We start from the raw sequence: 22138 nt of genomic DNA, 5'->3' as shown, positions 1-22138 counted from the left end.
GATCAATTTGTGCTTGGCGTGTTGATTTGGCTGATGTGCCTCAGACCTTCACCTCTTCCACCGGCACATGCATCCGGTCGCGTTTGGCCAGGGTCGGGAACAGTTTGATCCACGTCCCGGTGACCACCAGTGTGCCGATCCCGCCCATCACCACGGCTGGGACGGTGCCGAACCAGTGTGCGGTGAGGCCGGATTCGAATTCGCCCAGCTGATTCGAGGCGCCGATGAACAGGCCGTTCACCGCGCTGACCCGGCCGCGCATTTCGTCCGGGGTTTCCAGTTGCACGAAGGAGGCGCGGATCACCATGCTGATCATGTCCGCCGCGCCGAGCACCACCAGCACCGCCAGTGAGAACCAGAACGAGGTCGACAGGCCGAAGGCGATGGTCGCCACGCCGAATACGCCGACGGCGGTGAACATTACGCGCCCGACGTTGCGCTCGACGGCGAATCGCGCCAGAAACAGCGACATCCCCAGCGCGCCGACCGCCGGCGCCGAACGCAGCAGGCCCAGGCCCCACGGCCCGGTGAGCAGAATGTCCTTGGCGAACACCGGCAGCAACGCGGTGGCGCCGCCGAGCAGCACGGCGAACAGGTCCAGCGAGATCGCCCCGAGAATGTCCGGGCGGCTGCGAATGAAACGGATGCCCGCCAGCAACGAGTCGAGCGTGGCTTTGCCTTTGTTCAATGGCGTCTGTCGCGCGGGCAGGTTGAGCATCAAGGTGCAGGCGATGACGTAAAGCAACACCGTCGGGCCGTAGACCCAGACACTGCCAAACGCGTAAAGCAAGCCACCGAGGGCCGGGGCGACGATGGTGGCTGACTGTTGAGCCGATTGCGCTGCGGCGACCGCGCGGGGAAACAGGGCGCTGGGCACGATGCTTGGCAGGAGCGCCTGGGTGGTCGGCATTTCGAAGGAGCGCGCCGCACCGAGCAGGAAGGCGAGGACGAAGATCATTTCCCGGGTCACGTGATCGGTCGCACTGCCGATGGCCAGCGCCAGGGCAATCAACGCCTGCAACGACTGGCAGATGGCCGCGACCCGGCGCCGGTCATAGCGGTCGGCGACGTGACCGGTGTGCAGCATGAACAGCACCCGTGGCGCGAATTCCACCAGACCGACCAGACCCAGGTCGAGCACGTTGCCGGTCAACTGATACAGATTCCAGCCGATCGCCACCGTGAGCATCTGAAAGCCACTGGCGGTGAAGATCCGTGCGAACCAGAACGCAAGAAAAGGACGATGGTGACGTAACAGCAGGGGCTCTTGGCTGGGCATCTTAAGGCAGGTCTGGCTCGGGGCGGAACGGTGAGGTTATCACCAGTCTGTAACAGGAAGTTGCCATGAGGAAAAATTTAGTTAGCCAAACATCTATTGTTCCCTGCACTCCTCATTCCATTGTGGCGAGGGGATTCATCCCCGATCGGCTGCGCAGCAGGCGTAAAACATTGACGATGCCACCAAAGGCACGATGTCTATGGGGCTGCTTCGCCGCCCATCGGGGATGAATCCCCTCGCTACAGGTCGTGCCGCTCTGGGGGATGTATTTCAGAGCGTTACTCAGGCGCTGAGGCAACTTGTCACGCGGCAAACGACCACGCCGTTCTTCGTCGGAAATGGGACTACTCTTTTAACGTTGCTTGATCCAGATCAAGACCCTCCCGGGCCATGGTCTGGTGGCCCGACGGCCAGACTCCCTGCGTTGCGATGGTTATTAAAAAAGAACGAATCAGAATTCGCCGCACTCGATATCCGTGGGGGCAGTAGGTGCAGGGGCCACAAGCCCCATCGCCGGTATTACCTGACAGAGGAAGACTTATGTTCGGTTTAGAGGCGCTCGATCTCGCCCGAATTCAGTTCGCATTCACCATCTCGTTCCACATCCTGTTCCCGGCCATCACCATTGGTCTGGCGAGCTACCTGGCGGTGCTCGAAGGGCTGTGGTTGAAAACCCATAACGACACCTACCGAGACCTGTACCACTTCTGGTCGAAGATCTTTGCCGTCAACTTCGGCATGGGGGTGGTCTCTGGTCTGGTCATGGCCTACCAGTTTGGTACCAACTGGAGCCGTTTCTCGGACTTCGCCGGTTCCGTCACCGGACCGTTGCTGACCTACGAGGTGCTCACGGCGTTCTTCCTCGAGGCCGGTTTCCTCGGGGTGATGCTGTTCGGCTGGAACAAGGTCGGACGAAAACTGCACTTTTTCTCCACGGTGATGGTGGCGATCGGCACGCTGATCTCGACGTTCTGGATTCTCGCGTCCAACAGCTGGATGCAGACGCCGCAAGGCTTCGAGATCGTCAACGGTCAAGTGATCCCGACCGACTGGCTGGCCATCGTGTTCAACCCGTCGTTCCCGTATCGCCTGATGCACATGGCGACGGCGGCGTTCGTCGCCACGGCGTTCTTCGTCGGCTCGTCAGCGGCCTGGCACTTGCTGCGCGGCAGGGACAACCCGGCGATCCGCACCATGCTGTCGATGGCGATGTGGATGGCACTGATCGTCGCGCCGATCCAGGCCGTGATCGGCGACTTCCACGGCCTCAACACCCTTGAGCACCAGCCGGCGAAAATCGCCGCAATCGAAGGCCATTGGGAAAACAAAGGCAACGAAGCGACGCCGTTGATCCTGTTCGGCTGGCCGGACATGAAAGAAGAGAAAACCAAATTCGCCGTGGAAATCCCGTACCTCGGCAGCCTGATCCTGACCCACTCGCTGGACAAGCAGGTGCCGGCGCTCAAGGAGTTCCCGCCAGAAGACCGGCCGAACTCGACCATCGTGTTCTGGTCGTTCCGGGTCATGGTCGGCCTCGGTTTCCTGATGATCTTTACCGGTCTGTGGAGTCTGTGGCTGCGCAAGCGCGACACGCTCTACACCTCACGCCCGTTCCTGTATCTGGCGTTGTGGATGGGGCCGTCCGGCCTGATCGCGATCCTCGCCGGCTGGTTCACCACCGAAATCGGTCGTCAACCGTGGGTGGTCTACGGGCTGATGCGCACGGCGGATGCGTCCTCCAATCACAGCTTCATGCAGATGAGCATCACCCTGATCATGTTCGTCGTGGTGTATTTCGCGCTGTTCGGTGCGGGGCTCGGCTACATGATGCGCCTGGTGCGCAAAGGGCCGAAAACCGACGAAGGCAAGGAGACCAACGAAGGGGGTCCCGGCCAGAAACGCACCCCGGCGCGGCCGTTGTCCGCCGCCGATGACGAAGGCGCCGACGCTGACTCGCCGCGCAGCCTGGAAAAGGAGATTTGACTCATGGGTATTGATCTTCCGCTGATCTGGGCCGTGATCATCATCTTCGGCATCATGATGTACGTGGTCATGGACGGTTTCGACCTGGGGATCGGGATTCTCTTCCCGTTCATCCCGGGCAAGACCGACCGTGACGTGATGATGAACACTGTCGCCCCGGTGTGGGACGGCAATGAAACCTGGCTGGTCCTGGGCGGTGCGGCGTTGTTTGGCGCGTTCCCGTTGGCCTATTCGGTGGTGCTGTCGGCGCTGTACCTGCCGCTGATCTTCATGCTGATCGGGTTGATTTTCCGAGGCGTGGCATTCGAGTTCCGCTTCAAGGCCAAGGACGACAAACGTCACCTGTGGGACAAGGCGTTCATCGGCGGTTCGGTGGCGGCGACGTTCTTCCAGGGCGTGGCACTCGGGGCATTCATCGACGGCTTGCCGGTGGTCAATCGGCAATACGCCGGCGGCTCACTGGACTGGCTGACACCGTTCACCCTGTTCTGCGGCGCCGCGCTGGTGGTGGCCTATGCCTTGCTCGGTTGTACCTGGTTGATCATGAAGACCGAAGGCAAGTTGCAGGAGCAGATGCACAACCTGGCGCGGCCGCTGGCGTTCGTGCTGTTGGCCGTAATCGGTATCGTCAGCCTGTGGACGCCGCTGGCCCACCCGGAAATCGCCACTCGCTGGTTCAGCATGCCGAACCTGTTCTGGTTCATGCCGGTGCCGATTCTGGTGCTGGTCACCTTGTACGGGCTGATCCGCGCGGTGGCACGCAACGCCAACTACATGCCGTTCCTGCTGACCCTGGTGCTGATTTTCCTCGGTTACAGCGGTCTGGGCATCAGCCTGTGGCCGAACATCGTGCCGCCGTCGATCTCGATCTGGGACGCCGCCGCACCGCCGCAAAGCCAGGGCTTCATGCTGGTCGGTACGCTGTTCATCATCCCGTTCATCCTGGGTTACACCTTCTGGAGCTACTACGTGTTCCGCGGCAAGGTCACCCATGAAGACGGTTACCACTAGACTGCCGCCCCGCACACCTGTGGGAGCGAACCTGCTCGCGATGGCGTCCCTGGCGACGCCATCGCCTGATGGAGGAACGATGCAATGAACGGCAAACATTCCCTGCACGAGATTGAAGAAGCCGAAAAAAAGCCGCTGTGGCAGCGGCTCGGCTGGTTGGCTCTGATTTGGATCGGTAGCGTCGGCGCGCTGTTCATTGCCGCCAGTCTGATGCGCCTGTTCATGAGCGCGGCCGGCCTGACCACACACTGAGACATCCCGTCCCGTTGCCCTTGGGCACGGTTTTATGACCCTCTGTACCGCGGAGGGTTTTTTTTGCCTGATGCTTTACTTGCGGGCTTTGAGAATCACGAATTTCGGTGTGGCCGCCACTTGTTCGACGCCACGGAACAGCCGCGCCAGTTTGCTGTGATAGCCCAGATGACGGTTGCCGACGATGTACAACGCACCGCCCAACACCAGCGCCTCGCGGGCCTGCTGGAACATGCGCCAGGCGAGGAAATCGCCGACCACTTGCTGCTGATGGAACGGCGGATTGCACAACACCACGTCCAGCGATTGCGGCTCCTGCCCGGCCAGACCATCGCCGGCGCGCACGATCACTTCGCGCTCGCCGAGCGCGGCGCGCCAGTTTTCCGCAGCCGATTGCACGGCCATGAACGATTCGTCGACCAGCGTGTAGTGTGCGTCAGGGTTGTGCAGAGCACTGGCGATGGCCAGTACGCCGTTACCGCAGCCAAGGTCGGCGACCCGGGCGCTGCCGAGGTTTTTGGGCAGGTGCGGGAGAAAGGCCCGGGTGCCGATATCCAGACCTTCACGGCAGAACACGTTGGCGTGGTTGAGCAACTCGATGGCCGGCTCGTCGAGCTGGTAGCGCGACGGGTAGGGCGAGGTCGCCGGGGCTTTGGCCTCGGGTGTCGCGATCAGCAGGCGAGCCTTTTTTACCGCCAGTGAAGCGTGTACCGGGCCAATGTAACGCTCCAGCAGATCACCGGCGGCGCGCGGCAAGTGTTTGACCATGGCCGCTGCCACCACTTCGGCGCCGGGGGCCAGTTGCCCTTGCAGACGGATCAGTTGCTCTTCCAGCAGTGCGAGCGTCTTGGGGACGCGGATCAACACCTTGTCGAACGGCCCGGTCAACGGCTCACTCGCCGCAACGCCGCGCACCGCATCGAATGGCAGTCCGTTGCGTACCAGATTCTTTTCCAGACCCTGGAACGCGAGAAACGAATCGCCGCTGCTGCTGACCTGAACCTTGCCCGCCAGACTCGCTGCCAAGGCCCCGAAGCTGTCATTGAGTACCAATACCCGAGTGTCTGCGGCCGGCTGTTGCGCGGCCAGATGATTGAGCAGGTACTCGTCAGCCGCGTCGAAGGCTTGCAGAGGTTCATTCTGCTGCTCGGGCTGGCGGATCAGGTCGAGTTGGGCAAAGGGCGTGTCGAGCAAAGGCATGGGGCGGGGACTCTGGATAATCAACGGGTGGCCCGCGGCCAAGGGAATGTGCGGCGGAACCGTCCGAGTGCAATACGACGTCACTGCTCACGTCATCACTCGGGAAGGCCTCAAATGGTACGTTTTTTTCTGTTGAAATACCCGTGGCTTTTAGGCGGAGGGGGCGTCGAGAAGGCCGCAGCGGCTGGCGGCGATGACGGCGGAGATTTTGTTGCAGACGTTCAGTTTGATAATCACGTTTTGCACGTGGTAATTCACGGTTCGTTCGCTCAGGCAGAGGATCCTGGCGATTTCATAGGCTGTTTTGCCGAGCGCCGAGAGCTTCAGCACTTCCAGTTCCCGTGGTGAAAGGTGCGGTTGTTGGGGTTTTTTCGGGGCTGTGGGCAGGGTTCTGGCAAACAGATCACTCAGATGACTGGTCGCGTAAAACATGTAGCCAAAATGCTCGTACAACTCGAGCGGGCTCAGAGGACCATTTTTCCTGACAAGGCTGAGTGTGCTGCACAGCCCGCTGGCTTCATGGTGAAACGACTGGGACCAACCGTGGCGCAATCCATGCTCCTGTTGCGCGTCCCACAACTGTGGAGTCGGCGCAAACAACTTTTCGGTCCAGACAATCGGCAGCATTGACTGGTTGCAGTGTATGACTACCGGGTCAACTTTGCTGTAGCTTTTCTGTTCATAGAGATTATTCCATTCTTTGGGATAGTTATTGATTTGCAAGGCTTTAAAGTCAGCGGTCCGATTGTTTGATGTCAAAGAGATGGCACAAAAGTTGAAGCCTATGTTTTGAGCGAATCTCAGCAGGATCGGATAAGCGGTCTCTATTTCTCTTGCGAAAGTCAGTTGCTTTAATTGCGACTCCTTCCACATTTCCATCACAAACTCTCCGTGAGTCGTTTTACGCGCTGGGCTGTTTGGATCCAATGAATCCATCACGCAATCGAGTGTAGGACATGTCCTACAGTTGGCGTTGAACTTTTTTGCTCTTTGCAAAGAAGTTTGATTGCAAGAATGTTATTAGTCCGAAGTAGAGCGTTGTATTCAAGGTGTCATTCAATTTCAGATTGAGATATGAAAGTTTCTCCATTGGTTGTATCTGAGTTTGTTTCTCATTGGCTTCGCTAAATGAAAAGACATTACAAAAACAGTGGTGTTTACAGTGTCAGTTTGCGCGAAACTGTCTGGGTTCTTTACAGTGGAGTGGCCCATGACTGTCAGTGCAGAAAAGTTTACTGCCCAGACCTTGCTCGACGTGCAGCCCTTGACCCCCAGCCTGTTCACTTTGCGCACCACGCGCGATACGGGTTTCAGGTTCCGCGCAGGACAATTCGCCCGCCTGGGCGTGACCAAGGCGGATGGCAGCACGGTGTGGCGTGCCTACTCGATGGTTTCTTCACCCTTCGACGAGTTTCTCGAGTTCTTCTCTATTGTGGTGCCGGGTGGCGAATTCACCAGTGAACTGAGCCGGTTGCAGGTCGGCGATACCGTGCTGGTGGAGCGCCAGGCCTTTGGATACCTGACGCTGGATCGTTTTGTCGACGGCCGGGATCTGTGGTTGTTATCCACAGGGACCGGCGTGGCGCCGTTTCTGTCGATCCTGCAGGACTTCGAAGTGTGGGAGCGTTTCGAGCGAATTATTCTGGTGTACAGCGTGCGCGAGGCAAGGGAGCTGGCCTATCAATCATTGATCGCTGAGCTTTCCACACGTGATTACCTGGCAGAGCATGCCCATAAATTACGGTTCATCCCCACGGTTACCCGCGAGCGCTGGCCTGGCGCCTTGCACGGTCGCATCACCACGTTGATCGAAAGCGGCGAACTGGAACGTGAGGCCGGCGTGGAACTGACCCCCGAGCACTCGCGCGTCATGCTGTGCGGCAATCCGCAGATGATCGATGACACCCGCGCGTTGTTGAAGAAACGCCACATGAGCCTGAGCCTGGCGCGGCGGCCCGGTCAGGTGGCGGTGGAAAATTACTGGTAAAAAAAACGGCGCCATCAGGCGCCGTTTTCATTCATGAAGCCGTCAAGGCCGATTGTTCTGCGCCTTGAGCAGATCGCGGATCTCGCCGAGCAACTCTTCTTCTTTGGTTGGAACCGGCGGCAGGGAAGGGGCCACGGCTTCTTCGCGTTTCAGGCGGTTGATGGCTTTTACACCCATGAAGATCGCAAAGGCGACGATCACGAAGTCCAGAATGCTCTGAATGAATTTACCGTAAGCCAGTACCACGGCTGGGGCGTTGCCCTCGGCGGCTTTCAGCGTGATGGCCAGATCACTGAAGTCCACCCCACCGATCAACAGGCCGATTGGCGGCATGATCACGTCGCCGACAAACGACGAAACGATTTTGCCGAAGGCTGCACCGATGATGATACCGACGGCCATGTCGACCACATTGCCTTTGACCGCGAAGGCCTTGAACTCACTTAGCACGCCCATAGGTTATTTCCTTGTTACAGATGAGGTTGGTGTACGCAGTGTAAATCAGCAAAACGCGTCCTGCGCGAAACACCTTCTTACAATGCCCGTTTTTATCGACACATGAATCAACGATTAGTTTGCAAAGTGCCACTAATCGCGCGCGAAATACGCCGTAAATCGCTGATCACAAAGCCATTTTTTTCAATCGTCGAGTTACGAACTTTCTATTTATGTTCACCGCCATAGCCCTCTAGCCTCTGGTTTGCGCACCTGGATGCGCCCAAAAAACCAGAGGAACCTGATATGAACTCCACTCTTGGACTGGGGGCTTTTCCCCATCGCCGTACTTTCGGCGTGCTGGCCGCCAGCTTGCTGACTTTCTCCGTGCACGCTGCACCCCTGACCCGTGATAACGGTGCCGCGGTCGGCGACAACCAGAATTCGCAGACCGCCGGTGCCACCGGCCCGGTGTTGCTGCAGGATGTGCAACTGATCCAGAAGCTTCAGCGTTTTGACCGTGAGCGCATTCCCGAGCGCGTGGTGCATGCCCGCGGCACCGGGGCTCACGGGACCTTCACCGTGACCAACGACCTCAGCGATTTGAGCAAGGCCAAAGTATTCGCCGCTGGCCAGGTCACACCGGTGTTCGTGCGTTTCTCCGCCGTGGTGCACGGCAACCACTCCCCGGAAACCCTGCGCGATCCACGGGGTTTTGCCACCAAGTTCTACACCGCCGATGGCAACTGGGATCTGGTGGGCAACAACTTCCCGACCTTCTTCATCCGCGATGCGATCAAGTTCCCGGACATGGTTCACGCCTTCAAGCCCGATCCACGTACCAACCTGGACGATGACTCGCGTCGTTTCGACTTCTTCTCCCACGTACCGGAAGCCACTCGCACGCTGACCGAGTTGTATTCCAATTCGGGTACTCCAGCCAGTTATCGGGAGATGGACGGTAATGGCGTGCATGCCTACAAGTTGGTGAACGCCAAAGGTGAAGTGCACTATGTGAAGTTTCACTGGAAAAGTTTGCAGGGCATCAAAAACCTGACACCTGAACAAGTCGAGAAAGTTCAGGGCAAGGATTACAGTCATATGACTAATGATATGGTCACCCATATTAACAAGGGCGATTTTCCGAAATGGGACTTGTACATCCAAGTGCTAAATCCGCAAGATTTGTCCAAGTTTGATTTCGATCCATTGGACGCTACCAAGATCTGGCCAAATGTTCCTGAGCGAAAAGTTGGACAAATGGTGTTGAACCGTAATCCGGCCAACGTGTTCCAGGAAACCGAACAAGTTGCGATGGCCCCGGCCAATGTTGTGCCGGGTATCGAACCTTCGGAAGATCGTCTGTTGCAAGGCCGAGTGTTTTCTTATGCCGATACGCAAATGTATCGTCTGGGAGCCAATGCTCTGCAGTTGCCGATCAACGCGCCCAAAGTTGCCGTCAATAATGGCAATCAGGACGGTGCGATGAACTTCGCAGCCACGCAGTCTGGCGTGAACTATCAGCCAAGCCGCCTGCAACCGCGTGAAGAGCCGCAAAGCGCGCGTTACAGCCAGCTGGCGCTGTCCGGCAGCACCCAGCAGGCGAAGATTCAGCGCGAGCAGAACTTCAAGCAGGCCGGTGATCTGTACCGCTCGTTCAGCCAGCAGGAACGTCAGGACCTGATTGCCAGCTTCGGCGGCTCGTTGGCCACCACCGATGACGAGAGCAAGCACATCATCCTGTCCTTCCTTTATAAGGCCGATCCGGAATACGGCACTGGCGTGACGAAAGTGGCCAAGGGTGACCTGAGCCGGGTCAAGGCGCTGGCAGCGAAACTGGTCGACTGATCTCGACGCCATGCAACGCGGGGCCTGATGCAGGCCCCGTTCTGCTCAAGGAGAAGGCTGATGCGATTTTGTCTGTTATTGCTGCTCGGTTGCCTGTCATGTACAGCGCTGGCCGAACAGAACCCCGAGGCGATCAAGGCCCAGTTGCAGGATTACTATTTCGATGCGGCCCGGCGTGGTGATGTGCCGATGCTCGAGACCTTCATCGAGTCCGGTTATTCCCTCGATACCCGCGACAGCAAGGGCTACACCGCACTGATTCTGGCGGCGTATCACGGCCAGGGGACGGCAGTTGAGCGACTGCTGGCGGCGGGGGCTGATGCCTGTGCGCAGGATCAACGCGGCAATACGGCGCTGATGGGCGCGATCTTCAAGGGCGAGATGCAGATTGCCCGACGGTTGATGGCCACCGATTGCAGCCCCGATCAGCGCAACGGCGCCGGCCAGACTGCGGCGATGTACGCCGGGTTGTTCAAGCGCATCGAGCTGCTCGACGCGCTCAAGGCCAAGGGCGCCGACCTCAATGCCGAGGATCCGCTGGGCAATAGCGCCGCGCGTCTGGCCAACGGCGAAATCCGCACCGCCGTGCCGCGCTGAGCGGTGGCTGCGTTATCATCGCGGTTTTTGCCGGGGGATCCAGATGGCCAAGGCCAAGCGCATGTACGGCTGCACCGAATGCGGCGCAACCTTTCCCAAATGGGCGGGCCAGTGCGGCGAGTGCGGCGCCTGGAATACCCTGACCGAAACCATGATCGAGAGCGGCGGCGCCACGGCGCCCACCGGGCGTACCGGCTGGGCCGGGCAGCAGGCGCAGATCAAGACCCTGGCCGAAGTCAGCATCGAAGAGATTCCGCGTTTCTCTACCGCGTCCGGTGAGCTGGACCGGGTCCTGGGTGGCGGTCTGGTCGACGGCTCGGTGGTATTGATCGGCGGTGACCCGGGCATCGGCAAGTCGACGATCCTGTTGCAGACACTGTGCAACCTCGCCAAGAGCATGCCGGCGCTGTACGTCACCGGCGAAGAATCGCAGCAACAAGTGGCCATGCGTGCCCGCCGTCTCGGACTGCCGCAGGATCAACTGCGGGTGATGACCGAAACCTGCATCGAAACCATCATCGCCACCGCCCGCCAGGAAAAACCCAAGGTGATGGTGATCGACTCGATCCAGACCATTTTCACCGAACAGCTGCAATCAGCGCCGGGTGGCGTCTCGCAGGTGCGTGAGAGTGCGGCGTTGCTGGTGCGGTATGCCAAGCAGAGCGGCACGGCGATTTTCCTCGTCGGCCACGTCACCAAGGAAGGCGCGCTCGCCGGCCCGCGAGTCCTGGAGCACATGGTCGATACCGTGCTGTATTTTGAAGGCGAATCGGACGGGCGTTTGCGCTTGCTGCGGGCGGTGAAAAACCGTTTCGGCGCGGTCAACGAACTCGGCGTCTTCGGCATGACCGACAAGGGCCTGAAAGAAGTCTCCAACCCGTCGGCGATTTTTCTCACCCGTGCCCAAGAGGAAGTCCCGGGCAGTGTGGTCATGGCCACGTGGGAAGGCACGCGGCCGATGCTGGTGGAAGTGCAGGCGCTGGTCGATGACAGTCATCTGGCCAACCCGCGCCGGGTAACCCTGGGTCTGGACCAGAATCGTCTGGCGATGTTGCTGGCGGTATTGCATCGGCACGGCGGCATCCCGACCCACGATCAGGACGTGTTCCTCAACGTGGTCGGCGGGGTGAAGGTGCTGGAAACCGCGTCCGACCTGGCGTTGATGGCGGCGGTGATGTCGAGCCTGCGCAACCGGCCGCTGCCGCATGATCTGCTGGTGTTTGGCGAGGTCGGTTTGTCCGGCGAGGTACGCCCGGTGCCGAGCGGTCAGGAGCGCTTGAAGGAAGCGGCCAAGCATGGCTTCAAACGCGCAATTGTGCCCAAAGGCAATGCGCCGAAAGAGGCGCCGGCGGGGCTGCAGATCATTGCCGTGACCCGGTTGGAGCAGGCGCTCGACGCACTGTTCGAATAGCTGCCATTCCCTTGATTGAATGAAAACCTGTGGTGAGGGGATTTATCCCCGATGGGCTGCGCAGCAGACCCGGATTTATCGGGGCCGCTCCGTGCCCCATCGGGGATAAATCCCCTCACCACACGGTTGTTTCCACAGGTCGATTTGGGGGCTAGATTTCGATCAGAGCGCCCAGTTCGCGCTCAAGCTCGGCCTCATCCGCCAGATTCAGTTCGATCAACCGCCGCAAGCGCTGGATCGATTCCAGGCTGATATGCCGGCAGACAAACCCCAGTTGCCCGTGATCCTCATGGGCCAGATGCACATTCATTTGAATATCCACGTCATCGCTCAGATGAATGTCGACGAAGAAATCCTGCTCCTTATCCCCCAGCCATGGCTCCGGCCGCTCGATCAGCAGCCCCTTGAGGGACAGATCGATCAGTTTCACCGGCCAGATGAATTGGCCCTGACTCAGCTCGGTTCTGGCATCGAACGCAATACGTTTGAAGCGACGGCGATTGGCTGGTTGTTCGCTCATGGCGCAATCCTCGGAAGCGTTCGCTGACTATAGACCCGACCGGCGGGTGGCTGCCAATCGACAAGGCGTCTAGACCAATGTCGGGGTATGGTCTTTACCGCCAGTAGCGCTAAACTCGGGGTGGCTGTCTTTCTTGTCCACCCTGGCTGGAATAATAAAATGAAAAATAATAATAGCCTGCTACGCCACTTACCCTGGCTAGTGCTGGCAATCGTAGGAGCGTGCGCCCTGGGCGTAGTGGCATTGCGCCGAGGAGAGGCGATCAACGCCTTGTGGATCGTGGTCGCGGCCGTGGCCATTTATCTGGTTGCGTACCGTTACTACAGCCTGTTCATCGCAAACAATGTGATGCAACTCGATCCACGCCGGGCCACCCCCGCCGTGCTCAACAACGACGGTCTGGACTACGTTCCGACCAACAAACACATTCTCTTCGGACACCACTTCGCGGCCATCGCCGGCGCGGGACCACTGGTCGGCCCGGTACTGGCGGCGCAGATGGGCTACCTGCCCGGCACGCTGTGGCTGATCGCCGGCGTGGTGCTGGCGGGCGCGGTGCAGGACTTCATGGTCCTGTTCATGTCCACCCGTCGCAACGGTCGTTCCTTGGGCGACATGGTGCGTGAAGAAATGGGCCGCATCCCCGGCACCATCGCCCTGTTCGGCTGCTTCCTGATCATGATCATCATCCTTGCGGTGCTGGCGCTGATCGTGGTCAAGGCCCTGGCCGAGAGCCCGTGGGGCATCTTCACCGTGATGGCGACCATCCCGATCGCAATGTTCATGGGCATCTACATGCGCTACATCCGCCCAGGCCGCATTGGCGAAATCTCGGTCATCGGCGTGTTGCTGCTGCTCGGTTCGATCTGGCTCGGTGGGCAGATTGCCGCTGACCCGGTGTGGGCCAAGGCCTTCAGCTTCACCGGTGTGCAAATCACCTGGATGCTGATCGGTTACGGTTTCGTTGCCGCTGTGTTGCCGGTCTGGCTGATCCTCGCCCCGCGCGACTATCTGTCCACGTTCCTCAAGATCGGCACCATCATCGCCCTGGCGATCGGCATCCTGGTCACCATGCCCGAGCTGAAAATGCCGGCGCTGACCCAGTTCGTCGACGGCACGGGCCCGGTGTGGAAGGGCGGTCTGTTCCCGTTCCTCTTCATCACCATCGCTTGCGGTGCAGTATCCGGTTTCCACGCACTGATCTCGTCGGGTACCACGCCGAAGCTGCTGGATAACGAAACCAACGCCCGTTACATCGGTTACGGCGGCATGCTGATGGAATCGTTTGTGGCGATCATGGCGATGGTTGCCGCTTCGGTGATCGAGCCGGGCGTGTACTTCGCCATGAACAGCCCGGCTGCGGTGGTCGGTGGTGACGTGGCATCGGTGGCACAGATGGTCAGCAGTTGGGGCTTCGCGATCACGCCTGAGGCGCTGCAAGCGGTTGCCCATGACATCGGTGAAACCACCATCCTCGCCCGTGCCGGCGGTGCGCCGACCCTGGCGGTCGGTATCGCGCAGATCCTGCACAGTGTCCTGCCGGGTGAAAACACCATGGCGTTCTGGTACCACTTCGCGATCCTGTTCGAAGCACTGTTCATCCTGACTGCTGTGGACGCCGGCACCCGTGCCGGGCGCTTCATGCTGCAGGACCTGCTCGGCTCCTTCGTTCCGGCGCTCAAGCGCACCGAATCGTGGACCGCCAACCTGATCGCCACCGCCGGTTGTGTGGCGATGTGGGGCTGGTTGCTGTATCAGGGCGTGATCGATCCGCTGGGCGGCATCAACACCCTGTGGCCGCTGTTCGGTATCTCCAACCAGATGCTGGCGGGTATCGCGCTGATGCTCGGCACTGTGGTCCTGATCAAGATGAAGCGCCAGCGCTACATCTGGGTCACCCTGCTGCCGGCCGCCTGGCTGCTGATCTGCACCACGACTGCGGGCTTCATCAAGCTGTTCGACGCCAACCCGGCGATCGGCTTCCTGTCGCTGGCCAAGAAGTACAGCGATGCCCTGGCCGCCGGCCAAGTCATTGCTCCGGCCAAGAGCATCGAGCAGATGCAGCACGTGATCTTCAACGCCTACACCAACGCAACGCTCACCGCGCTGTTCCTGTTCGTGGTCTTCAGCATCCTGTTCTACGCGCTCAAGGTCGGCATTGCCGCCTGGGGCAAAAAAGAGCGTACGGATAAAGAATCGCCATTCCAGGCCCTGCCGGACGCGTAACCAGAGGATTGCACCATGTTCAATGACCTGAGTCGCCTCGGTAAATACCTCGGTCAGGCCGCACGCCTGATGGTCGGCATGCCCGACTACGACACCTACGTCGAGCATATGCAAACCAAACACCCGGACAAGCCGGTGATGAGCTACGAGATGTTCTTTCGCGAGCGTCAGGAAGCGCGTTACGGTGGCAAGGGTGGGCCGAAGTGCTGTTGAGCTGACAGCCTGCGGTTGATGCAATCCCCCTTGTGGGAGCGAGCCTGCTCGCGAATGCGGAGTGTCAGTTGATGAATGATTTGACTGACACACCGCTTTCGCGAGCAAGCTCGCTCCCACATTTGTTTTTGTGTTGTTCATTCATTTTGTGAAGGGGATCTGTTTTGTCTTCTCCCATACCCGTAACGGTACTCAGTGGTTTTCTCGGTGCCGGCAAGACCACTTTGCTGCGCCATCTGCTGAAAGCCGAGCACGGTCTGAAAATCGCCGTGATCGAGAACGAATTCAGCGACGCCGGCATCGACACCCAGTTGCTCGGCGATGAACCGGTGCAAGTCATGACCCTGGCCAACGGCTGCGTCTGCTGCACCATTCACACTGATCTGACCAAGGCCCTGTACCTGCTGCTCGAACGCCTGGACAGCGGCGAAATCGCCTTCGACCGGCTGGTGATCGAATGCACCGGGCTGGCCGATCCAGCGCCTGTGGCGCAAACCTTTTTCATCGACGAAGAACTGCGTGAGCGCTATCTGCTCGACGGCATCATCACATTGGTCGACGCCGCCCACGCCGACCTGCATTTGACCCAGACCATCGCCCAGGCGCAGATCGGCTTCGCCGACCGCTTGCTGGTCAGCAAGACTGATCTGGTGGATGAGGCCACGTTCAATGCACTGAGCGAACGCCTGACGCGAATCAACCGCCGTGCACCAATCCGCGTGGTCGAGCACGGCAACATCGATCTGGCGGAACTGCTTGATGTGCGTGGTTTCAACCTTAACGCCGATCTGGGGGGCGGGGTCAGCCTGCGTCCGGTCAGCAAGGCGCCTTCCATCGATCGCATCTCCAGCCTGGTGCTGCGCACGGACCAGCCGCTGGATATCGATCGGCTCAGCGAATTCATGAATGAGTTGCTGGAAGAGCACGGCAAGCAATTGCTGCGTTACAAGGGAGTGCTGAACATCGCTGGCGAGGATCGGCGCCTGGTGTTCCAGGGCGTGCTGAAACTCTACGGTTTCGACTGGGACACCGAGTGGGCCGAGGGTGAGGCGCGGGAAAGTGTGGTCGTGTTTATTGCCGATGATTTGCCGGAAGAGAAAATTCGGGCGGGGTTTGCCAGAGTGACTTCTGCCTGATGGATCCTGGTTGTCAGCGATGGCCTCTTCGCGAGCAGGCTCGCTCCCACAGTAATCCGCATTCTGTCAGGAGGAATGCAGTTCACTGTGGGAGCGAGCCTGCTCGCGAAGACGATCTAACCGACAGCGCAATGCTCAAGGGCTGAACCCAGCAGGGTCTGCTCAAGATGATCCAGGTGCTGATTCATCAACAAACCAGCCTTGGGAACATCTCTCAGCTCCACCGCCTCGATAATCGCCAGGTGCTCCTGCCACGCGCAGCAACCGAGCGTTGATCCATCACACCGCGCAATCGCCAGCGACGTCAACGGCACCAGGCTGCCAAGGAAATGCGCCAGCGGTGCATTCCCCGCCATCTGTGCCAACTGCAGATGAAACTCACCGGACAGGCGAATTGCTGCCGCACGCCGTTCCTGAACCACGGCCAGGCGTTCGCGTTCGACCAGCGTGCGCAAGCGTTTCAAACCCTCCGCCGACGCATTCTGACAAGCCAGACGCACCAGCGTCGCTTCGGTCAGGCGCCGAGCGTGCAGGGTTTGTCGGGTCTGCTCTGCATCCGGTGCGGCGACCCGTGGCCGATGGTTGGCGCGCAGCACAATCACCTGTTCATGGGACAACTGCTTCAGTACCCGGCGTACATCGGCGCGGCTGACGCCAAACATCTGCTTGAGACTGTCTTCGGTGAAGCGGCTGGCCGGGTCGATTCGCCGGTCCAGAATCGCCTCGAACAGCCGCGGGTACAGAGCATCTGCCGGCGCTCGCAGGCGCGAGAAGGGCAGAGGTGCCGACATCTGACGAGTGTGCGGCGACGTGGCAAGACTGTTCATGGCCGGTCTCCAGTGTGAGTTCTTCAGTGGCTGAGGTTGTCTTCCGGGATATTCAGTTCGATGCCCATCCGCTGGCCTTCGCGCAGGATGTGCCGACGCATTTCGGCGCTGGCCTGAGCGCTGTTCTTGCTGCGGATCGCGCGCACCACTGCTTCGTTTTCTTCCAGGCGCTCGGCCAGATGCTCAGGCGAATTGCGCAGCACTTCGGCGCTTTGCTTGAGGGCATTGCTGGTCTGCTGCACCACGCTCTGGAAAATCGGGTTCGAGGTCAGGGTGAACAGCTCTTCGTGGAAGGCGATGTAGGCGCTGACGCCGGCTTCGCTGTCGCCCGCTTCAAGGGCTTCGCGCATGTCCATCAGGGTCAGGCGCAACTGGCCGACTTCCTTGCTGCTGATCGACTGCGCGACCAGGCCGACAATGAACGGCTCAAGGGTGTAGCGCAGTTGCAGCACGTCTTCGAGGCTGGCGCCGGCGACCGCGCTGTCGTGGCTCTGGCTGTCACTGAGCTGGGCGTCGAGCACTACCACGCCTTTGCCCGGCATCGAGCGGACCAGGCCCAGGGTCTCCAGAACGATCACCGCTTCGCGCAGGCTCGGACGGCTGATGCCCAGTTGTTCGGCCAGTTCGCGCTGGCCCGGCAGCATGTCGCCGGAGCGCCACTGACCACGGGCGAGGGCGGCGCGCAGTTTTTCTACGACTGAGTTGACGACGGTTGATGTGGTGATCACTTGTCTAGCTCCGTAAGCCTATAGGGGATGCCGCAAACAAGATCAAAAGATCGCAGCCTGCGGCAGCTCCTGCAGGGTTGAAAATCAGAACTCTTGCTGGTGCGCCGGAGTTCCGGTTTTACGCGGTTGAAAGGTGTAGCCCTGCTGACCGCTGAGTACTTTGTTTGCGCGTTGTACGTCGATGTCCTTTTCCCAGCGGGCGATGGCCACGGTGGCGACACAGTTGCCGATCAGGTTGGTCAGCGCCCGGCCGATGCCCATGAACCAGTCCACCGCCAGCACCAGCACCAGCCCGACCACCGGAATCGCCGGGATCGCTGTCAGTGTCGCCGCCAGAATCACCAGCGCCGAACCGGGAATGCCGTGGGCACCCTTGGAGGTGATCAGCGACACCAGCAGAATCGTCAGCAGGTCGGTCATCGCCAATGGCGTGCCGGTGGCGTTGGCGATGAACACAATGGCCAGCGTCAGGTAGATCGAAAATCCGTCGAGGTTGAACGAGTAGCCGGTGGGAATCACCAGCCCGACCGTCGAGCTGCCGATGCCCAGGTGTTCGAGTTTGCGCATGATCTGTGGCAGCACGGCATCGGAGGAGGCGGTGCCCATGACGATCAGCAGTTCTTCACGCAGATATTTGAGCAATGGCCACAGGCGCAGGCCCGAGGCACGCATCACCACACCGAGGATCACGCTGACGAACGCGACGCAGGTCAGGTAGAACAAGCCGACCAGACTGCCCAGGTGCTGCAGCGAATCGAGGCCGTACTTGCTGGTGGTGAAGGCGATGGCGCCGAATACACCGATGGGCGCCAGACGCACGATCATGCCCATGATGCGGAAGATCACATGGCTCAGTTCGTTGATCAGTCGCGAGATCCCGGAGGCCGCTTCACCCACCAGATTCAGTGCGCTGCCGAACAGCACCGAAAACAGCAGCACCTGCAGGATGTTGTTGTCGGCAAAGGCGCCGAGCACCGAGGTCGGGATCAGGTCCATCAGGAACTGCGTGGTGGTGTGCATGTGCTGGCCGCGTTCGGCGATGTCGCCCATGTCAGCGGCGGACAACTGCTCCAGATGGATATTCGCGCCGCTGCCGATCCCGGTGCTGAACGCGAACACCAGACCGATCACCAACGCAATGGTGGTCAGCACTTCAAAGTAGATCACCGATTTGAGGCCGATACGCCCGACCTTCTTCAGATCCCCTGCGCCGCTGATGCCACTGACCACCACGCAGAACACGATCAGGCCGATCAGCATCTTGATCAGTTTGATGAAGCCGTCGCCCAAGGGTTTGAGCTGAGCGGAATATTCGGGAAGGGTCAGTCCGCAGATGATGCCGAGCACCAGTCCGAGAACCACTTGGAGGAAGATTGAACGCGAGCACCATCTGAGCATGGGAGGAATCCTGGTCGGTGTCCTGGCTGCCGTGTGCGGAGCACATCAGATTCAGGACTTAATTATTGTGGTCTTACCGGTATGTCCAGTGCAGGCGCAGTCTACGCGCGGGATTTCTTGAAATACAAGAGGGAGGTCGGAAATTGGCATGACCGGTCTGACCAGTGGTGCTTTGCACGGTGTTGCCGTGGAGCCCGTTCGCAACGAGAAAGCCCGGCGATGTTCGGCCGGGCTGGTTTGTGCTGACGCTGGCGGATTTCAATCTGCTCAGTAAGGCACGTTGCGCTTCAGGATATTGAGCTTGAAGTCGAGAACACCGGCGCTGCGGTTCGAGTTGGTGCGTACGAACGTGCCGACTCTGGGGTCATGCTTGTTGCGACTTTGCCCGGCGCACAACAGCGCGCCGCTTCGGGTCTGGATTCTGACGGTGGGCGTATCCGTTTCGATCTGATCCAGCGTGATGATATTGCCCTTGGCATTGAGCAAGTTGAACGTGGTCTGGTCTCCATCTTCGGTTGCATAAGCGTTCAAGAAATCTTTTTCTTCACGGCTGATGGTTCTGTAGTAGTACTCGCCTGGCGTGAAGATATAGATAGTGTAGTAGTCGTCAAGGCAGCGGAAGTAAAGAGTCAGTGCGTCCGGTGCAACATCCGGCTTGAGAAAGAGATAGTTTGAAACATCCAGGTGGTGGGAGAACGTAAAAGCTTCATAATCAGGACGCGGAGTGGTGACCTTTCTGCCATACGTCAACTTGGGGAAGTGCGGGTAGCCATAGCGAGTGCTCAATGTTGCAATAAAGGATTTTTCCTGATTGGTGCTCATGGTATTACTCGATTGTTTGAATGTTGATAAATAAGCAGCGGACTGTTCTGTGGCGTAAATATTGAAAACTTGAGCGTTGATGTCAGATTTCGTCGGGATCACTGAGAAACGATGCATTGCGCTCGATGATGTTCAGTGTGAACGGCAGGCCTGTGTTATCCGTCTCGGCCAGGTAGGTGTAGGGCGCGCCTCGTCGACGCAGCGCTGTTATTTGACCGGCGTTGCGTGCCTTGAGCCGCACTCGCTGGCGATCACCGCCCATGTCCTGCAAGGTGATGATCCGGTTATCGTGGCTCAGCAAGTTGAAAGAGGTGGTATCGCTGCCCGCCGGCAGAAAAGCCCCTAACACCCCGGCGCGACCCTTGCTCAAGCAATAGCCGGTGTGCGTGGCGTGGTCGCGTATGTAAAGGTGGTAATAGTCATCAGTGCAGCGGAAATAAATGTTCATGGGTTGAACATTCTTTACTTCCCTTTGGGGGCGGCAACCCAATAGATGGGCATCATCGATCGTTTTGGGGGCGCCTGTATAAAAACCGCCGGAAAATGAATGGTCATAACGCAAGACTGGGTTTTCATAAAGCGCTCCCAGGATGTTCAGATGGTGCTGGTCCAGTGTTAGTGTTGCGATAAATGACTTTTGCCTGTTTGTTGTCATGAACTCTTCCTTGAGTTTTTGATGGGTGTTTCTTTATTTTGTGTGGATTTTTAGTTGCTGTTGCGTGTTCTGTTTTTAACACTAACAGCTAAGTTTTGTGGGTGTCCTGTTTTTCTTTGAAGTTGTTGTTTCAAGTTTTAAGTGAGGCGGCAGCGACTTTCACGCAGACGAAAAAAAACCGGCCAATCACTTGGCCGGTTTTTCATGCTGCTGATTTAACGTCGCATCAAGCGCTGTATACCGGCAGTTTCTTGCAGATGGCTTTGACTTTCTCACGAACGGCGTCGATCACCGCTTCGTTGTTCAGGTCTGCCAGGATGTCGCAGATCCAGCCGGCCAGCTCTTTGCACTCTGCTTCTTTGAAGCCACGAGTGGTCACAGCCGGAGTACCGAAGCGCAGGCCGGAAGTGACGAACGGCGAGCGTGGGTCGTTTGGCACGGAGTTCTTGTTCACGGTGATGAACGCTTTGCCCAGCGCGGCGTCGGCGTCTTTACCGGAGATGTCCTGCTTGATCAGCGACAGCAGGAACAGGTGGTTCTTGGTACCGCCGGAAACCACGTCGAAACCGCGCGCGATGAACACTTCGGCCATGGCCTGGGCGTTCTTCACCACTTGTTCCTGGTAAGCCTTGAACTCAGGCTGCAGCGCTTCCTTGAAGCAGATCGCTTTGGCGGCGATCACGTGCTCCAGCGGGCCACCCTGGGCGCCTGGGAATACCGCAGAGTTCAGCTTCTTCTCGATGTCGGCGTTGGCGCGCGCCAGGATCAGACCGCCACGTGGACCGCGCAGGGTCTTGTGCGTGGTGGTGGTCACGACGTCAGCGAAAGGCACCGGGTTCGGGTAGACGCCAGCGGCGACCAGACCGGCCACGTGAGCCATGTCGACGAACAGGTAGGCACCGACTTTGTCCGCGATGGCGCGGAAGCGTGGGAAGTCGAGAATCTGCGAGTAGGCAGAGAAACCGGCCACGATCATTTTCGGCTTGTGTTCAACGGCCAGACGCTCGACTTCGTCGTAGTCGATCAGGCCGTTGGCGTCGATGCCGTACTGCACCGCGTTGTACAGCTTGCCGGAGGAGGAAACGCTGGCACCGTGGGTCAGGTGACCACCGTGGGCCAGGCTCATGCCCAGAATGGTGTCGCCACCTTGCAGCAGGGCCAGGTAAACAGCGGCGTTGGCTTGCGAACCGGCGTGCGGCTGAACGTTGGCGTAATCGGCGCCGAACAGCTCTTTGGCGCGGTCGATGGCCAGTTGTTCAACGACGTCAACGTACTCGCAACCACCGTAGTAGCGCTTGCCCGGATAGCCTTCGGCGTATTTGTTGGTCAGAACCGAGCCTTGAGCTTCCATCACCGCAGGGCTGGTGTAGTTTTCCGAAGCGATCAGCTCAATGTGCTCTTCCTGGCGCTGAGCTTCTTGCTCCATGGCGGCAAAGAGATCGGCGTCGTACTTGGCAATAGTCAAATCACGGCTGAACATGGCGGTCCTCAAGGATCGGGGGCAGAAAAGGGGGGCATTCTAACCCAATGGGTTTTGGATGGCATATGAAACGACATCATGTCGCAGACAAGTGGCGTTCATGACAGATGTGCGGTGCTTTTGAAGGCCT

21 protein-coding genes are annotated in these 22138 nt (G+C 59.1%); 10 read left to right on the top strand and 11 right to left on the bottom strand.

The features are described 5' to 3' along the window. Positions 1–40: 40 nt before the first annotated feature. Positions 41–1279 carry an MFS transporter gene (locus tag ACYZUM_RS22070; RefSeq protein ID WP_108183865.1) on the bottom strand — a complete coding sequence of 413 codons (1239 nt, stop codon included), beginning with the start codon at positions 1277–1279 and terminating at the stop codon, positions 41–43. Positions 1280–1819: 540 nt separating this feature from the next. Here ACYZUM_RS22070 and ACYZUM_RS22065 point away from each other — a divergent pair. From ACYZUM_RS22065 to ACYZUM_RS22055, 3 genes are all read left to right on the top strand, one after another. Then, on the top strand, positions 1820–3262 hold the full coding sequence (locus ACYZUM_RS22065; protein ID WP_041065206.1) for a cytochrome ubiquinol oxidase subunit I: 1443 nt from the start codon (positions 1820–1822) through the stop codon (positions 3260–3262). A 3-nt stretch (positions 3263–3265) separates the two neighbouring features. Further along, positions 3266–4273, top strand: a complete 1008-nt coding sequence (cydB, locus tag ACYZUM_RS22060; protein WP_007963753.1) for a cytochrome d ubiquinol oxidase subunit II — start codon at positions 3266–3268, stop codon at positions 4271–4273. 84 nt (positions 4274–4357) lie between these two features. After that, positions 4358–4525, top strand: a complete 168-nt coding sequence (locus tag ACYZUM_RS22055) for a DUF2474 domain-containing protein (RefSeq protein ID WP_080963309.1) — start codon at positions 4358–4360, stop codon at positions 4523–4525. A 75-nt stretch (positions 4526–4600) separates the two neighbouring features. Here the strand turns inward: ACYZUM_RS22055 and ACYZUM_RS22050 are convergent, their stop codons facing one another. Together ACYZUM_RS22050 and ACYZUM_RS22045 are read right to left on the bottom strand one after the other, a co-directional pair. Further along, positions 4601–5725, bottom strand: coding sequence for a methyltransferase (locus ACYZUM_RS22050; RefSeq protein WP_108183864.1), 1125 nt, complete (start codon positions 5723–5725; stop codon positions 4601–4603). A gap of 150 nt (positions 5726–5875) precedes the next feature. Further along, complete coding sequence (locus ACYZUM_RS22045; RefSeq protein ID WP_108183863.1) at positions 5876–6604, bottom strand: helix-turn-helix transcriptional regulator; 729 nt, start codon at positions 6602–6604, stop codon at positions 5876–5878. 331 nt (positions 6605–6935) lie between these two features. Between ACYZUM_RS22045 and ACYZUM_RS22040 the strand changes: the two genes are divergently transcribed. Beyond that, positions 6936–7712: a ferredoxin--NADP reductase gene (locus ACYZUM_RS22040; protein ID WP_041065214.1), complete on the top strand. Its 777-nt coding sequence runs from the start codon at positions 6936–6938 to the stop codon at positions 7710–7712. A 42-nt stretch (positions 7713–7754) separates the two neighbouring features. Here ACYZUM_RS22040 and mscL read toward each other — a convergent pair whose 3' ends face one another. After that, positions 7755–8168 carry a large-conductance mechanosensitive channel protein MscL gene (mscL, locus tag ACYZUM_RS22035; RefSeq protein ID WP_007963760.1) on the bottom strand — a complete coding sequence of 138 codons (414 nt, stop codon included), beginning with the start codon at positions 8166–8168 and terminating at the stop codon, positions 7755–7757. Positions 8169–8453: 285 nt separating this feature from the next. On the opposite strand from mscL, the gene katB reads away from it, so the two are divergent. The 3 genes from katB to radA are packed head-to-tail and all read left to right on the top strand — an operon-like array spanning position 8454 to position 12003. Then, positions 8454–9995, top strand: a complete 1542-nt coding sequence (gene katB, locus ACYZUM_RS22030; protein WP_108183862.1) for a catalase KatB — start codon at positions 8454–8456, stop codon at positions 9993–9995. Positions 9996–10055: 60 nt separating this feature from the next. Next, positions 10056–10592: an ankyrin repeat domain-containing protein gene (locus ACYZUM_RS22025; protein WP_108183861.1), complete on the top strand. Its 537-nt coding sequence runs from the start codon at positions 10056–10058 to the stop codon at positions 10590–10592. A gap of 43 nt (positions 10593–10635) precedes the next feature. Continuing rightward, the gene (gene radA, locus ACYZUM_RS22020; protein WP_003228407.1) at positions 10636–12003 is read left to right on the top strand and encodes a DNA repair protein RadA; all 1368 of its coding nucleotides are present in this window, start codon (positions 10636–10638) and stop codon (positions 12001–12003) included. Positions 12004–12154: 151 nt separating this feature from the next. On the opposite strand, the gene ACYZUM_RS22015 is transcribed toward radA, so the two are convergent. Then, a complete protein-coding gene (locus tag ACYZUM_RS22015; RefSeq protein ID WP_108183860.1) occupies positions 12155–12523 on the bottom strand; it encodes a PilZ domain-containing protein in 369 nt (122 codons plus the stop codon). Positions 12524–12682: 159 nt separating this feature from the next. On the opposite strand from ACYZUM_RS22015, the gene ACYZUM_RS22010 reads away from it, so the two are divergent. The 3 genes from ACYZUM_RS22010 (at position 12683) to yjiA (ending at position 16098) form a co-directional block, all read left to right on the top strand. Further along, the gene (locus ACYZUM_RS22010) at positions 12683–14749 is read left to right on the top strand and encodes a carbon starvation CstA family protein (RefSeq protein ID WP_007963766.1); all 2067 of its coding nucleotides are present in this window, start codon (positions 12683–12685) and stop codon (positions 14747–14749) included. Between the two features lie 15 nt (positions 14750–14764). Then, positions 14765–14962, top strand: coding sequence for a YbdD/YjiX family protein (locus ACYZUM_RS22005; RefSeq protein ID WP_003228401.1), 198 nt, complete (start codon positions 14765–14767; stop codon positions 14960–14962). A gap of 164 nt (positions 14963–15126) precedes the next feature. Continuing rightward, positions 15127–16098 (top strand): GTPase, encoded by a 972-nt coding sequence (gene yjiA, locus ACYZUM_RS22000; protein WP_108183859.1) that lies wholly within the window; start codon positions 15127–15129, stop codon positions 16096–16098. Positions 16099–16214: 116 nt separating this feature from the next. Here the strand turns inward: yjiA and ACYZUM_RS21995 are convergent, their stop codons facing one another. The 6 genes from ACYZUM_RS21995 to glyA all read right to left on the bottom strand — a co-directional run bounded on the left by ACYZUM_RS21995 (position 16215) and on the right by glyA (position 22008). Next, the gene (locus ACYZUM_RS21995) at positions 16215–16925 is read right to left on the bottom strand and encodes a GntR family transcriptional regulator (RefSeq protein ID WP_108183858.1); all 711 of its coding nucleotides are present in this window, start codon (positions 16923–16925) and stop codon (positions 16215–16217) included. Between the two features lie 23 nt (positions 16926–16948). Continuing rightward, the gene (locus ACYZUM_RS21990) at positions 16949–17653 is read right to left on the bottom strand and encodes a FadR/GntR family transcriptional regulator (RefSeq protein WP_025108765.1); all 705 of its coding nucleotides are present in this window, start codon (positions 17651–17653) and stop codon (positions 16949–16951) included. A gap of 84 nt (positions 17654–17737) precedes the next feature. Then, positions 17738–19051 (bottom strand): C4-dicarboxylate transporter DctA, encoded by a 1314-nt coding sequence (locus ACYZUM_RS21985; protein ID WP_095668274.1) that lies wholly within the window; start codon positions 19049–19051, stop codon positions 17738–17740. A gap of 267 nt (positions 19052–19318) precedes the next feature. Next, on the bottom strand, positions 19319–19873 hold the full coding sequence (locus ACYZUM_RS21980) for a hypothetical protein (protein WP_108183857.1): 555 nt from the start codon (positions 19871–19873) through the stop codon (positions 19319–19321). An 82-nt stretch (positions 19874–19955) separates the two neighbouring features. After that, positions 19956–20528, bottom strand: coding sequence for a hypothetical protein (locus tag ACYZUM_RS21975; RefSeq protein WP_142579774.1), 573 nt, complete (start codon positions 20526–20528; stop codon positions 19956–19958). Between the two features lie 226 nt (positions 20529–20754). Continuing rightward, the gene (gene glyA / locus ACYZUM_RS21970; protein ID WP_108183855.1) at positions 20755–22008 is read right to left on the bottom strand and encodes a serine hydroxymethyltransferase; all 1254 of its coding nucleotides are present in this window, start codon (positions 22006–22008) and stop codon (positions 20755–20757) included. Positions 22009–22138: the final 130 nt, after the last annotated feature.

Source organism: Pseudomonas sp. m6p (genome assembly GCF_055760375.1).
Note: the sequence above shows the minus strand (reverse complement) of the source record. Positions and strands in the feature narration are given on the sequence as shown.